This is a genomic window from Speluncibacter jeojiensis (assembly GCF_029589495.1).
GTDB classification, from domain to species: Bacteria; Actinomycetota; Actinomycetes; order Mycobacteriales; family Mycobacteriaceae; genus Speluncibacter; species Speluncibacter jeojiensis.
The window spans coordinates 1344696-1356786 of sequence record NZ_JAAIVF010000001.1; the positions used below are offsets into that span (position 1 = coordinate 1344696).

The window sequence follows — 12091 nt, forward strand, 5'->3', positions numbered from 1 at the left end:
CCGAACGGGCGGTTGTCGGGCACCGGCCGCACGGCCACCCGGCAACCGCCCGTTCGTCTTTCGGGAGTAGCTTGGGTTCGCCGTCGTCGATCCAGGAGCCCCTCGTGCCGCACACCGAACTGCTCTTCTCCTACGGCACGCTGCAGTTGCCCGAGGTCCAGCTGGCGACCTTCGGGCGGCACCTCGACGGACGTCCGGCCGCGATCGCCGGCTACTCCTCGTCGGAACTCGTCATCACCGACCTCGAGGTGATCGCGCGCAGCGGCAGCGACCGGCACCCGGTGCTGCGGCCCGCGGCGCCGGACGCGCGCATCGCGGGCACCGTCTACGAGATTTCCGCGACCGACCTCGCAGCCGCCGACGACTACGAGGTCGACGACTACGTCCGCGTAACCGTGCGGTTGGACACCGGCGAGCAGGCCTGGGTGTACGTGTTCGCCGAGGACCCGGGCGTCACCTCTGAGTGACGGTGACCCACCGGGTCTCCCGCTCCGGCTATTTGCCGAATATACTTCCTCTAAATGAGGCAACTGACCATGACGGCTGCGGTGGACCGCAGCCCGAGAGGCCCGAGGAGACGCTGCCCCGACGAGAAGGGACGCTGACGTGGCGTACGTGATTGCGGAACCGTGCATCGACGTGATGGATCGGGCCTGCGTGGAAGAATGCCCGGTGGACTGCATCTACGAGGGCGGACGGGCGCTCTACATCCACCCGGACGAGTGCGTCGACTGTGGGGCATGCGAACCGGTCTGTCCGGTCGAGGCCATCTTCTACGAGGACGACGTCCCGGACCAGTGGGGCGAATACGTCACCGACAACGCGCACTTCTTCGCCGACACACTCCCCGGCGCCGACGGCCCGTTGGACTCCCCGGGAGGCGCCGCGAAGGTCGGCCCGACCGGCCGCGACACCGAACTCGTCGCCGGCTTCCCGCCCCGGGAACAACAGGCCTGAACCTGCCGGTTCCTGTCATTCGTTTGAATGAATCTCGGCGCGCCGAGCAGGCGATGTGACCCGCCACAGCAGCCGCCGGTACCGGCCACAAGCCCGACGCCCCCACCCCAGGTGGGGGCGTCGGCGTATCGGCAGGAAAAGGCGCATCGCGGGCCGCAGTCCCCGAAACATCCACGGCCGAAGCCGGTTTCACGACCTGCAGCCTTGCACACGACAAGGCCTGCGCAGGGACACTGTGATCTACTCCTCGAAATTCTTTGCGCCCCAGCATCCCACGAGGGGAAGAGGAGTATCCGGATGAAGCCCTCATTGAGAGCACTGCTGGCCGCGACGGCCGGCACCGCCGTCATCGCCGGACCACTGGCACTGACGACCACCGCGACTGCCGCGCCGTCCGACGTCAGCTTCAAGGCATCCTGCATCGCCGGATCCATCATCGGCGACCAGAAGCGCATCACCGACAACACCATCACCATCGACGCTCCCGCGAAGGTCGAGCCGGGCCAGGAGTTCACCTTCCGGCTGCAGCCGAGCGCTACGTCGTACCCGGACAAGGACTCCGGGGCGACGACCACCAACCTGTCGCGACTCAAGATCGACTACGAGATCCCGGACAACGCCACCTTCGTCAGTGCCGGAGTGGTCCCCGGCACCGCGGTCGGGCTCGACAACGTCGCCCCGAACGTGCTGCGCGTCAACGATTCCGGAAACGTCGATGCGAACGGAACGATCATCCGCCTGTCCGGGAACAACGAGCTGATCGGCAACAGCCCGAGCTCCAACGCAAAGGCCGAGGGCGGCATCCGCGTCCCCAAGACCAAGAAGAACCTGGACGGGACGACCAACTCCGCCGGTGAGACCTGGTTCCGGCTGCCGGCCGTCGAGGTAACGATGAAGGCCGGGCCGTCGGGGACGATCCAGCCGAAGGTGCGCACCTCGGGGGCCGCCGCCACCCAGGGCGACATGGCCAACTTCAGCACCCAGCTGGCCAAGGCCTCCCTGCTCGGCACCCAGTGGGCGCCGACGCGCTGCTCACCGCGTGATTCGGACGGCGGCCCGCTCAACGCCGGCGCGGGCCCGCTGGCCACGATCGCCATCGAGTCGTCCGATCAGGCCACCACCACCACGCTGGCGGCGCCGCAGGACGCCACGACCGGGCAGGAGATCCAGCTCTCCGCCACCGTCGCGCCGGCCCCGACCGGCGGCAAGGTGCAGTTCAAGGACAACGGCGCCCCGCTCGGTGGCCCGGTCGACCTGGCGAACGGGAAGGCGACACTGCCGCACACCTTCACCTCGGCGGGTGATCACAGCATCACCGCCGAGTTCGCGGGTGTCGCCGGCTTCACCGGATCCGCCTCTACCGCGACCACTGTCACGGTCAAGGACCCGGCACCGGTCGACAAGAACACCACCACGACCGTGATGGTGCCGGGTTCCGCGAAGACCGGCACCCCGGTCACGCTGCGGGCCACCGTCACCGTCGCCGGTGCCACCGACCCTGCCACCACCGGCACGGTTCAGTTCCAGGAGAACGGATCCCCGCTCGGCACCCCGGTAAACGTAACCGGCGGCGCGGCCGAGATCGAGCACACCTTCACAACCACCGGTGACCACAGCATCACCGCCGTCTACTCGGGCGGCGCGGGCTTCACCGGCTCGACCTCGCAAGCCGGCACCGTTTCGGTGACCGCGCCCGATCCGACCGACGTCGCGACCACGATCGTGCTGAGCGCGCCGTCATCCGCCACCAAGGGCGTCGCCGTGGACCTGACCGCCACCTTGACCCCGGCGACCGTCACCGGCGGCACCGTCCAGTTCCTCGACGGCACCACCGCGCTCGGCAGCCCGGTGGCGGTGACCGACGGCAAGGCCGTGCTGCACCAGGCGTTCACCGCCACCGGTGACCGCAAGGTGACCGCGGTGTACAGCGGCGCACCCGGATTCAAGGGCTCGACCTCGCAGGCGGTGACCGTGACGGTCGCCGGCGGCGGAACCGGGGGCGGCGGAACCGGCAGCCTGCAGAACATCCTGGGCGGATTCGGCAGCTCCAAGTAGGCGAAACCCCAGCGTGTGGCCCCGTCGGATGCCGGCGGGGCCACACCCGTGCGCGGGCGCGCGGTTCCCGATCGGGCGCAGACGTGAGAGGCTGGACCGGTGCCGGGCCCTGTCAGGCGTCCTCTCGGCTCACCGCTTCGCCGGGCGGTGGGCTCGCTGGCGCGGACCGTCGGCTGGCCTCTGCTGCTGCTTCCACTGATCGTCGGCGCAACGGTGTTCGTGCTGGTGGACCCGCATTTCCGGCTGTCGATGGCGACCCCGCGGACCACCCCGTCGGCGGTGGTCCACCAATCCTCCGCGGATTCCGTCGTCGGTGCCGACGCCGCCGCCTGTCTGGCCAACCAGAGCCCGCAACTGGTACTGGTGAGCATCTCCCGGCAGCGCGCGTGGATGTGCGCGGGAACCCGCACCGTACACGCGACCGCGGTGACCACCGGCGACGTGCTCAGCGGCGACGGCACCCCCACCGGCACCTGGGCGATCGAGGCGAAGCAACCCGACCGCTGGTTGAGCGGGCCCGGCTATTCGGACTTCGTGCACTACTGGATGCCGTTCCACGACGACTTCGGATTCCACGACGCGGACTGGCAGACGATGCCGTTCGGCGACGTCGGCTACCGGTCCGAGGGCTCACACGGCTGCGTGCACCTGCCCGAGGCGGCGATGTCGTGGCTGTACAACTGGGCCGAGGTGGGAGCCGGCGTCACCATCGTCCAATAGTCAGCGTCGTCCGATGGTGGGGCCGGATCAGCCCGGCTTGACCACGGTCGTGAGACTGATCAGCTCTGGCCGCAGATGACCGGTGTCGGACGACGCGGGACGCGCCGGACGCCCCAGCGAGGTCAGGTACTCACTCAGCGACGTCGCCTGGCCGGTCCAGCCACGGTCGGCGAACCATTGCACCGCTTCGTTTCTCGGCTCGTTGTAGATCAGTGTCGCCCAGTCGGCGTTGCGTTCCGTCGTGGCGGTGACGTCCGTCGGCGCCGTCATCTCCGCGTAGTCCGCCGCCGGGATCGGCTTCATCTCCTCGACGCCGAGCCGGCTTCCCGCGGCGGACTGCGTGTCGATGCGCGCGAACAGGTCGTCCTGCGCGTCCGGGGTCAGATAGATCAGCAGCCCCTCGGCGATCCATGCGGAAGCATCCGACGGTTCGAAGCCGTTGGCGCGCAGCGGTGTCCACCAGTCCTCACGTAGGTCGACGGCAACTTCGCGGCGTTCGGCGCGGGGGGTGTCGCCGTGCGCGGTGAGCACGGAGCGCTTGAACTCGAGCACCGGTTTACGGTCGAGTTCGTGGATGACGGTGCCCGCCGGCCAGTCCAACCGATACGCGCGGGCGTCGAGGCCCGCGGCGAGCAGCACGATCTGCCGGACCCCCGCCTGGGCGGCTGCGTGGAAGTAGTGGTCGAAGTAGCGGGTCCGCGCCGCCTGGAAGTCCTGGAACTGCAGTCCGAAATCGGTACTGCGGAGCGGATGGTCGCGGGTCTGCTCCGGATCCGCGTCGAACAGTTGCGCCCAGTCGCCTCCGGCGGCCCGACAGAACACCTCGGCGAACGGGTCCACGGCGAGCGGATGTTCCTGCCGCGCCGCCAGTCCGCGGGCAGCTGCGACGAACAGCGCCGTGGCCCCGACGCTCGTGGTGATGTCCCATCGATCTCTCGCGGAACGCATGAATTCACCGTACGCGCGCGGATGCCGATCGCTCAATGCATGCGCGTCAGGCATGCGCGTCAGCCGGTGACGGTGACCGGATCGCCTACGTGGACGTTGTCGAAGAACCACTGGGCGTCGGCGGGACTGAGATTGATGCAGCCGTGACTGACGTTCTCGTGTCCCTGCTGCGCGACCGACCACGGCGCGGAATGCACGAACACCCCGTCCCAGGTGATCCGCACCGCGTTGTCGACGTCCAGACGGTAGCCCTCCGGCGAATCGACGGGCACGCCGTAGGTCGACGAGTCCATCACCATTTGCGGGAATTTCTCGAGTACAGGGAACGTGCCGAGCGGTGTCTCGTGGCCGGGCTTACCCATCGACGCGGGCATCACCCGCGCAACGTGGCCGCCGATGCTGACCGTGAGCTGATGCGTCGAAGTGTTTGCGACAGCGACGAATCCGTCACCCGAATCCGCCTGCGCCGGTAGGGCGAACAAGCAGGCAAGCAGGACCGCAAACACGATGATGAGCGGGAACCGCAGCGAGCGTCTCGTGTTCTCCACGGCCATCCACCCCCTTCGCGGGCGCGACGATGTCCTCCGATGAGTCTAGTCCCGCAACGGATCCGCGAACACCCCCCGTCGAACGAGGCATCACGATCACGGCGCCACCTCTCGCTGCGCGGGCGGGCGGCGGGCGGGCGGGCGGGCGGGCGGTGGAGCATGATTGTCGTCATGATCGACTCTCGCAGAGGAGCCGTCGCGGCCGTCATCGCCGCCGCCTCGCTCACCCTCGCAGGCTGCGGCCCGTCCGGCGGCCACGCCGCACCCGCCGGCTCAAGCATTCCTGTCACACAACAGCTTTCGACGGCAGCGGTGTCGGTCGGGGGTGCGCTCGCCGTCGGACCCGGGCCGCAGACCGCGTACACGGTGGCCGCGCAGCCCGCCGCCGGGTCGTGCCACTACCGGCACACCGTCGACGGCCAACCGCTTCCCGACCCCGGCTGCACTCCCGGGGCGACCAATCCCCGCGTGACATCGGGCGACCTCGCGTCGACGATCTGCCGCTCCGGATACACGAGCTCGATCCGACCGCCCGCGTCGATCACCGGTCGCGAGAAGTCCGCCGACGCGCGGTCGTACGGCTACACCGCCTCGCTCCACGACGCCGAGTACGACCACCTGATCAGCCTGGAACTCGGCGGCGACCCGAACGACCCGCGCAACCTCTGGGTCGAGCCGCCGTCACCGGGCCATCAGCCCGGCGCCGGCGTGAACAACCCGAAGGACAAGGTGGAGAACACCCTGCACTCGCTGGTCTGCTCGGGACAGGTGCCGCTCGCGGCCGCGCAGTCCGCGATCGCCACCGACTGGACGACCGCGCTGCACACCGTCGGCCACTGACCCGGTGCGGGCGTCCGGACCGGACGCCCGTCGCGTTCAGGCCCGCGTCGGCACCGCGGTGTCGTCCTGGGCCACGGCCGCCGGGTCGTGGCGGCGCGGGCCCGGGATGGCCAACGTGACCAGCGCGGCGATCACCGCGACACCACAGCCGATCAACAGCCCGGTGCGGAAGCCCGCCTCCGTGGGCAGCGCGTAGCCACCGACCTGAACGGTCATGTGCGACAACACGACACCGACGACGGCGGCCGACACCGAGGTGCCGAACGCACGCATCAGCGTGTTGACGCTGTTCGCCGAGGCGGTCGCTGATTGCGGTACACCGGACATGATCAACGCCGGCATGGCGCCGTAGGCCAGTCCGATGCCCGCACCGCACACCGCGGTCACCACCATCAGGCCCCACGCCGATCCCATCAGCGGCATCGACAGCCCGTAACCGGCCGCGATCACCAGGCAGCCGATGAACAGGGTGACCTTCGGCCCGTACACCGACGAGATCCGGCCGCCGATCGGCGAGACCGCCATCATCATCAGCCCGGACGGTGCCATCCACAGGCCCATGGCCAACATCGACTGTCCCAGACCGTATCCCGTCGATTCGGGCAGCTGCAGCAGCTGCGGGAGGATCAGCGACTGCGCGTACATGGAGAAGCCCACCACGATCGAGGCGACGTTGGTGAGCAACACCTGCCGGCGCGCGTTCACCCGGAGGTCCACCAGCGGATCCCGGGTGCGCAGTTCCCACCAGCCCCACGCAGCCAGCACGAGGACGGCCGCCACGAACAGCCCGACGACGGCACCGCTCCCCCAGCCCCAGTCGGCGCCCTTGGACACCGCGAGCAGCAGGCACACCAGTCCCACGCCGACACCGAGCGCGCCGAGGACATCGAAACGTCCCGGGGTGCCGTCGTCCGGGTCGGCGGGGATGATCACGGCGATCAGCAGGGCGGCGACCGCACTGAGCGCGGCGGTGACCCAGAACAGCACCCGCCAGTTCGAGTTCTCCGCGACCGCGGCGGCGAACGGCAGGCCGAAGGCGCCACCGATGCCCATCGAGGCACTCATGACCGCGATCGAGGAGTGCAACCGCTGCGGCGGAATCAGGTCGCGCATCACGCTGATCCCCAGCGGGACCAGGCCTCCGCCCAGTCCCTGCAGCGCGCGCCCGGCGATCATCGGCAGCAACGCCCCCGACAACGCGCAGACGATCGAGCCGACGATCAGCGGCACCGTGCAGATCAACATCATCCGGCGCTTGCCGTAGAGGTCGCCGAGGCGGCCGATCACCGGCGTGGCCACCGCGCCCGCCAGCAGGGTCACCGTGATCACCCACGACGCATTCGAGGCGCTGGTGTCGAGGATGTGCGGCAGATCGCCGATCAGCGGGATCACCAGGGTCTGCATGAGTGAAGCGACGATGCCGGCGAAGGCCAGCACCGCGACGAGTGCGCCCGGCTTCACCTGGGGCGAGGTGGTCGTGTCCACAAGATTTCTCCTTCGAGTCTTCGATGTGGTTTATACACATTATGTGGTTAATACACAATACGTGCGTTGCCCACATCGGTAGGATCGGGTGACCCGTGGACGCAAAGGAACGGCATCGATTCGACATGGACGACTCCACCAGCCTGATCGAGTTCGAGACCATGCTGCTCGGGCGTCACCTGAACTGGCACACACCCAACCCGCACCGCCAGACCGGGCACCTCGATCGCAGCGCGTACACCTTGCTCGGCCGACTCGATGTGCAGGGGCCGATGTCGATCGGCGAGCTCAGCGACGCCTTCGGGCTGGACGCCTCGACGCTCAACCGGCAGACCCGCACCCTGCTGCGCGACGGACTGGTTGAGCGCATCCCCGACCCCGCGGGCGGTGTTGCGCGCAAGTTCCGCGCCACCGCCGAAGGGGAACGCCTCCTGTCCCTCGAGCGCGCCGCCAACGTCAGCGGCGTGGAGCAGATCGTGGCGCAGTGGGAACCCGAAGACGTAGCCACGCTCGGCGCCTTGCTCAAACGCTTCAACACCGACATCGAACGGCTCGCCGGGCGGCCCTGGCCGCGGCCCTGAGTCACGCGGGGTTCCCGGCCCCGACGCGGGGGCCTAGCCTGGAATCAGCCTTGTCCGCGGCGGATCGGAGGCACCGATGGCGAAGTTTCGCGACGTCCAACTGAACCGGCGACAGGCGTTGGGCGTGGCGGGCGCCACCGTCGTGTCCGCACTGATGGTCCCGGTCATGCGCGCATCGGCCGGCGAGCCCGTCACCGGCGAGCCGCCGACCCTGCCGAAGAGCGCCACCGTCAACAGTTTCGACTTCGCCGGCGTCGGTCCGCAGATCGTCGAGCCGTCCGGCACCATCACCGAGGCCACCGGCGACAACTTCCCGGTACTCGACGGCAACCGCGCGGCCGTGTACTTCCTGACGATGAAGCCGGGCGCGGTCCGGGAGCCACACTGGCACCCGGACGCCTGGGAGTTGGACATCCCGCTGTCCGGGAGGGGGCGCCTCGGGGTCGTGAACACCGATGACACCTGGAGCACCCAGGAACTCCGGCCGAGCAGCGAGGTCGGATTCGTGCCCCAGGCCTACGCCCACTACATCGAGAACGTGGGGACGGACGACCTGCGTTGGATCGTGGTGTTCAACAACAACTCTCCCGGCGACATCGGGCTGTCGACGATGTTCGGCGGCATGCCCACGCACACGTTCACCGAGGCGCTCGGGCTACCGGAGGACGGACTCGCCCAGGCGGAGAAGCCGAGCCGTACCACGTACATCGTCTGAGGGGCGGCAGCCTCACGCCCGCGCCGAGAGGATCGACTTCGCCGTCGCGGCGACCGCCGGATCGTCGTCTCCGGACAGCTCCTCGAGTGCGCGATCGGCTGCAGCGCCGGGGATCTCGTACAGCGCCTGGGCCGTGCGCAGTCGCGGCTGCGTACCGCCCATCTCGTGCGCACACTCCCGGAGGGCCTCGACGATCTCGTCGGCCTGCACCGCCGTACCCGCCAGACCTCCCAGGGTCTCCGCGGCCTCGACGTCGCGCCGGCCCTCGGCCACCATCTCGGCCAGGATGCGCATCGCCTCGCCACGACCGCGCGATCCGAGCGTGAGGGCCGCGCGGTCGCGCACCTCGAGGTCGGGATCACCCAGTGCCCTGAGCAACAGCTCCGTGGAGCCGTCGTCGTCGAGGGCGGCGATGCCCGCCACCGCCCGGCGGCGCACGGCGACGTCGGAGGACCCCAGGCCCGCGGCCAGCACCGGCAGTCCGTCACCCTCCGCGCGGGCCAGCGCCCACCGCAACGCTCCCGCGACGTTCAAATCCTCTTCCGCGAGAAGCGATTCGGCCAGGGCATCGGCCGGCAGGACAGCCTGCTCACCCTGCTTCAACACCGCCCGGAACCGGTGGTCGACGGAGCCCGATTCGACCGCCCGCAACAGCGTGACGACGCGCAGCGCGCCGTGCCAATCCGGCGAGTCGGCGGATCGCAGCCGCAGCAGCCGCGCGAGCAGTTCGTTGTCCGACTCGATGCGCCTGCGGGTGTCGTCGATCAGGTCGTCGATCAGCGCGGACGGCGAGAACCCGGGCTCGTCGAGCGCGCGCTTGACCTCGGTCAGTGACAGCCCGAACGTCCGCAGGCTCTCCACCTCGAAGAGCCTGCGGACGTCGGTCTCGGAGTACTCGCGGTACCCGCCCGAGGTCCGCTCGCTCGGGCAGACCAGTCCCAACGCGTCATAGTGACGCAGCATCCGCACACTGACGCCGGATCGCTGCGCCACCTCTCCGATCAGCACGCCTGCTCCTCGGGGTCGCCTCCGGTGGCCGCGACGCGCTTGGCCAGCTCCAGCGAGAGGACGAAGGCACCTTCGGGGTCGTCGTGAAGGCGCACGGTCGCCTCGGCGTGGGCCCGCACATCCGGATCCGGCGAGCGGCCCGCCGCTTCCAGCACCGGCAGGACCGGCTCACCGAGCGCGACGAACGCGCGGCTCAGGCTCAGCTGCACGTCGCGGTCGCCCCGGCCCAGTTCCGTCGCCAGATCGGCAGCGAGCCCGGCCTCACCTCCGTCCGGAACGAGTACGACGGCCGCGCGCCAGGCACTACGGGCGACGTCGTCGTCGCGGTCGCGGATCAGCGCCCCGACGTGGCGCCACGCGGAGCGGTCACCGATCTTGGACAGCGTGTGCAGCGCCTGGGCACGAGCTTGCGCGTTGTCCGCGCGGAGCTGCGCGATCAGCAGCGGCACGGTGTCCGAGGCCGGGGACCGGACCAGCGCCCAGGTGAGCATCTCGCGGACGAAGAAGTCCGGCTCGTCCGCGCAGCGCTCGACGAGGACGGCGATCAGACGCCGGTCCGGGTCGGTCCCGGCCGACAGCGCGGCGCGCAGGCGGGTGGACGGATCGCCGCCGCGCAGGGCGCGGGCGAGCCGGGCGGCGGTGTCGTGGTGGGTCGTGGTCATGACCGTCACCTCCTTCGGCACCCAGGTAAGGCCCTGTCACTGTGTCAGGGTCAAGGGCCCGGCGCTACCGATGTCGGCTCTCGGCGATCCGCGCGTGGGCGAGCGCGACCATGGTGCGCTCGGTCATCTCGGGCCACGGCGGTCGCCGCAGCACCGCCAGCGTGCCGATCAGTGCGGCGACGAACCCGGTGCACACGCCGACGAGCGCGATCCGGTCGGAGTCGGCCGCCGGTGTCCACGTGGTGCTGTCGGAGCGGACCGTGTAGATGCCGACCGGGTGTTCGGAACGGCCCGGCCAGGTCCGACGGGCAACGGTGATGACCACCGCTCCATTCCCCGCGTCATACGGTTCCCCGAAGATCAACACGACCGGCCTCCTCGTCGGCAGCGGTTGCAGCGTCGCCGATGAGTTTGTCGTACTCGGCCGGGCGGCCCTGCGGTTTCGCGCAACTCCCCTCTGGTGACCGGGGCCACAGCGCGCCGGGTCTCGGCCCTGCTTTACGCTGCGGCATATGGAGATCAGGGGAGCAAGTGCAATCGTCACCGGCGGCGCGTCCGGAATCGGCGCCGCCACCGCCCGCCGCCTCGCCAAGCGCGGCGCCAAGGTGGTCATCGCGGACCTCAACGCGGACGCCGGGCAGCAGCTGGCGCAGGAGATCGACGGCGTGTTCGTGTCCGTCGACGTCACCGACACCGCGCAGATCGAGGCCGCGGTCAACACGGCCGTGGACCTGGCGCCGCTCAAGGCGCTGGTGAACTCGGCCGGCATCGGTTCGGCGCAGCGCACCATCGGCCGCGACGGCGAGTTTGCGTCCGCGCACAGCCTGGATGTCTACAAGAAGGTCATCGCGATCAACCTGATCGGCACGTTCGACGCCGTCCGGCTGGCGGCGACCGCGATGAGCCGCAATGATCCGGGCGAGGACCAGGACCGCGGCGCCATCGTGAACCTCGCGTCGGTCGCCGCGTTCGACGGCCAGATCGGTCAGGCCGCCTACTCGTCGTCCAAGGGCGGCATCGTCGGCATGACCCTGCCCGTGGCCCGCGACCTGTCCTCGGCCGGGATCCGCCTGAACACGATCGCGCCGGGACTCATCGACACCCCTATCTACGGCAGCGGCCCGCAGTCGGACGCGTTCAAGGCCAACCTGGGGCAGAACGTGCTGTTCCCGAAGCGGCTCGGCGACCCGGACGAGCTGGCCTCGATGGTCGAGGAACTGCTCACCAACTCGTACATGAACGCCGAGGTGATCCGCGTGGACGGCGGCATCCGGATGCCTCCCAAGTGACCGCACCGCGATAGCGGAGTGCGCCGGGAACGGCCGGTGGATGCGCGCATCCACCGGCCGTGTCGCGTTCACGAGCGGTTGAAGAACCTCAGATAGAACGCCCCGAAGATCAGGACGATGCCGACATTCGCCATCAGCCGCGCCCAGAAATGGTCGCGGAAGAACAGGATGTCCACCGCGACCACGATGATCACCATCGCGAGCACGTACAGCGCGATCGTCGCCTGTCGTCCCATGTCCCATTTTTACTCTCCGGAGCCCCCGTGCGGAACCGTCGCCGACG

The 12091-nt window shown here is 69.5% G+C and carries 14 protein-coding genes and 1 pseudogene; 8 read left to right on the forward strand and 7 right to left on the reverse strand.

Annotated elements, in window-relative coordinates; all coding sequences use genetic code 11:
• Positions 1-104 precede the first annotated feature (104 nt).
• The 4 genes from G4X40_RS05875 (at position 105) to G4X40_RS05890 (ending at position 3732) form a co-directional block, all read left to right on the forward strand.
• Positions 105-467 (forward strand): gamma-glutamylcyclotransferase family protein, encoded by a 363-nt coding sequence (locus G4X40_RS05875; protein ID WP_277830798.1) that lies wholly within the window; start codon positions 105-107, stop codon positions 465-467.
• Positions 468-606: 139 nt separating this feature from the next.
• Entirely contained in the window at positions 607-957 is a 351-nt protein-coding gene (gene fdxA / locus G4X40_RS05880) for a ferredoxin (protein ID WP_277830800.1), read from the forward strand.
• Between the two features lie 297 nt (positions 958-1254).
• Positions 1255-3012 (forward strand): Ig-like domain-containing protein, encoded by a 1758-nt coding sequence (locus G4X40_RS05885; protein WP_277830801.1) that lies wholly within the window; start codon positions 1255-1257, stop codon positions 3010-3012.
• Between the two features lie 99 nt (positions 3013-3111).
• Positions 3112-3732 carry a L,D-transpeptidase gene (locus G4X40_RS05890; protein ID WP_277830803.1) on the forward strand — a complete coding sequence of 207 codons (621 nt, stop codon included), beginning with the start codon at positions 3112-3114 and terminating at the stop codon, positions 3730-3732.
• 27 nt (positions 3733-3759) lie between these two features.
• Here G4X40_RS05890 and G4X40_RS05895 read toward each other — a convergent pair whose 3' ends face one another.
• Together G4X40_RS05895 and G4X40_RS05900 are read right to left on the reverse strand one after the other, a co-directional pair.
• Complete coding sequence (locus G4X40_RS05895) at positions 3760-4680, reverse strand: SAM-dependent methyltransferase (RefSeq protein ID WP_332844326.1); 921 nt, start codon at positions 4678-4680, stop codon at positions 3760-3762.
• 59 nt (positions 4681-4739) lie between these two features.
• A pseudogene (locus tag G4X40_RS05900) lies at positions 4740-5147 on the reverse strand (L,D-transpeptidase); the annotation flags it as partial.
• 252 nt (positions 5148-5399) lie between these two features.
• On the opposite strand from G4X40_RS05900, the gene G4X40_RS05905 reads away from it, so the two are divergent.
• Positions 5400-6068: a hypothetical protein gene (locus tag G4X40_RS05905; protein WP_277830804.1), complete on the forward strand. Its 669-nt coding sequence runs from the start codon at positions 5400-5402 to the stop codon at positions 6066-6068.
• 36 nt (positions 6069-6104) lie between these two features.
• Here the strand turns inward: G4X40_RS05905 and G4X40_RS05910 are convergent, their stop codons facing one another.
• Positions 6105-7553, reverse strand: a complete 1449-nt coding sequence (locus tag G4X40_RS05910) for an MFS transporter (RefSeq protein WP_277830806.1) — start codon at positions 7551-7553, stop codon at positions 6105-6107.
• 125 nt (positions 7554-7678) lie between these two features.
• Between G4X40_RS05910 and G4X40_RS05915 the strand changes: the two genes are divergently transcribed.
• Entirely contained in the window at positions 7679-8134 is a 456-nt protein-coding gene (locus G4X40_RS05915) for a MarR family winged helix-turn-helix transcriptional regulator (RefSeq protein ID WP_277830807.1), read from the forward strand.
• 76 nt (positions 8135-8210) lie between these two features.
• The gene (locus G4X40_RS05920) at positions 8211-8849 is read left to right on the forward strand and encodes a cupin domain-containing protein (protein WP_277830808.1); all 639 of its coding nucleotides are present in this window, start codon (positions 8211-8213) and stop codon (positions 8847-8849) included.
• A gap of 12 nt (positions 8850-8861) precedes the next feature.
• Here G4X40_RS05920 and G4X40_RS05925 read toward each other — a convergent pair whose 3' ends face one another.
• The 3 genes from G4X40_RS05925 to G4X40_RS05935 all read right to left on the reverse strand — a co-directional run bounded on the left by G4X40_RS05925 (position 8862) and on the right by G4X40_RS05935 (position 10886).
• The gene (locus G4X40_RS05925) at positions 8862-9857 is read right to left on the reverse strand and encodes a MerR family transcriptional regulator (RefSeq protein WP_277830809.1); all 996 of its coding nucleotides are present in this window, start codon (positions 9855-9857) and stop codon (positions 8862-8864) included.
• Positions 9851-10519, reverse strand: a complete 669-nt coding sequence (locus G4X40_RS05930) for a HEAT repeat domain-containing protein (RefSeq protein ID WP_277830810.1) — start codon at positions 10517-10519, stop codon at positions 9851-9853. Before G4X40_RS05930 ends, G4X40_RS05925 begins: the two co-directional genes overlap by 7 nt.
• A 64-nt stretch (positions 10520-10583) precedes the next feature.
• Positions 10584-10886: a hypothetical protein gene (locus G4X40_RS05935; RefSeq protein ID WP_277830812.1), complete on the reverse strand. Its 303-nt coding sequence runs from the start codon at positions 10884-10886 to the stop codon at positions 10584-10586.
• A gap of 145 nt (positions 10887-11031) precedes the next feature.
• Between G4X40_RS05935 and G4X40_RS05940 the strand changes: the two genes are divergently transcribed.
• On the forward strand, positions 11032-11808 hold the full coding sequence (locus G4X40_RS05940) for an SDR family NAD(P)-dependent oxidoreductase (protein ID WP_277830814.1): 777 nt from the start codon (positions 11032-11034) through the stop codon (positions 11806-11808).
• A 68-nt stretch (positions 11809-11876) separates the two neighbouring features.
• Here the strand turns inward: G4X40_RS05940 and G4X40_RS05945 are convergent, their stop codons facing one another.
• The gene (locus G4X40_RS05945; RefSeq protein WP_277830816.1) at positions 11877-12044 is read right to left on the reverse strand and encodes a hypothetical protein; all 168 of its coding nucleotides are present in this window, start codon (positions 12042-12044) and stop codon (positions 11877-11879) included.
• Positions 12045-12091 lie beyond the last annotated feature (47 nt).

Excerpts from the sequence above, each read along its gene's own strand:
- G4X40_RS05915 (WP_277830807.1), top strand. The coding sequence starts at position 7,679 with ATGGACGACTCCACCAGCCTGATCGAGTTCGAGACCATGCTGCTCGGG.
- G4X40_RS05920 (WP_277830808.1), top strand. The coding sequence starts at position 8,211 with ATGGCGAAGTTTCGCGACGTCCAACTGAACCGGCGACAGGCGTTGGGC.
- G4X40_RS05945 (WP_277830816.1), bottom strand. The coding sequence starts at position 12,044 with ATGGGACGACAGGCGACGATCGCGCTGTACGTGCTCGCGATGGTGATC.
- G4X40_RS05930 (WP_277830810.1), bottom strand. The coding sequence starts at position 10,519 with ATGACCACGACCCACCACGACACCGCCGCCCGGCTCGCCCGCGCCCTG.
- G4X40_RS05895 (WP_332844326.1), bottom strand. The coding sequence starts at position 4,680 with ATGCGTTCCGCGAGAGATCGATGGGACATCACCACGAGCGTCGGGGCC.
- G4X40_RS05885 (WP_277830801.1), top strand. The coding sequence starts at position 1,255 with ATGAAGCCCTCATTGAGAGCACTGCTGGCCGCGACGGCCGGCACCGCC.
- G4X40_RS05905 (WP_277830804.1), top strand. The coding sequence starts at position 5,400 with ATGATCGACTCTCGCAGAGGAGCCGTCGCGGCCGTCATCGCCGCCGCC.
- G4X40_RS05940 (WP_277830814.1), top strand. The coding sequence starts at position 11,032 with ATGGAGATCAGGGGAGCAAGTGCAATCGTCACCGGCGGCGCGTCCGGA.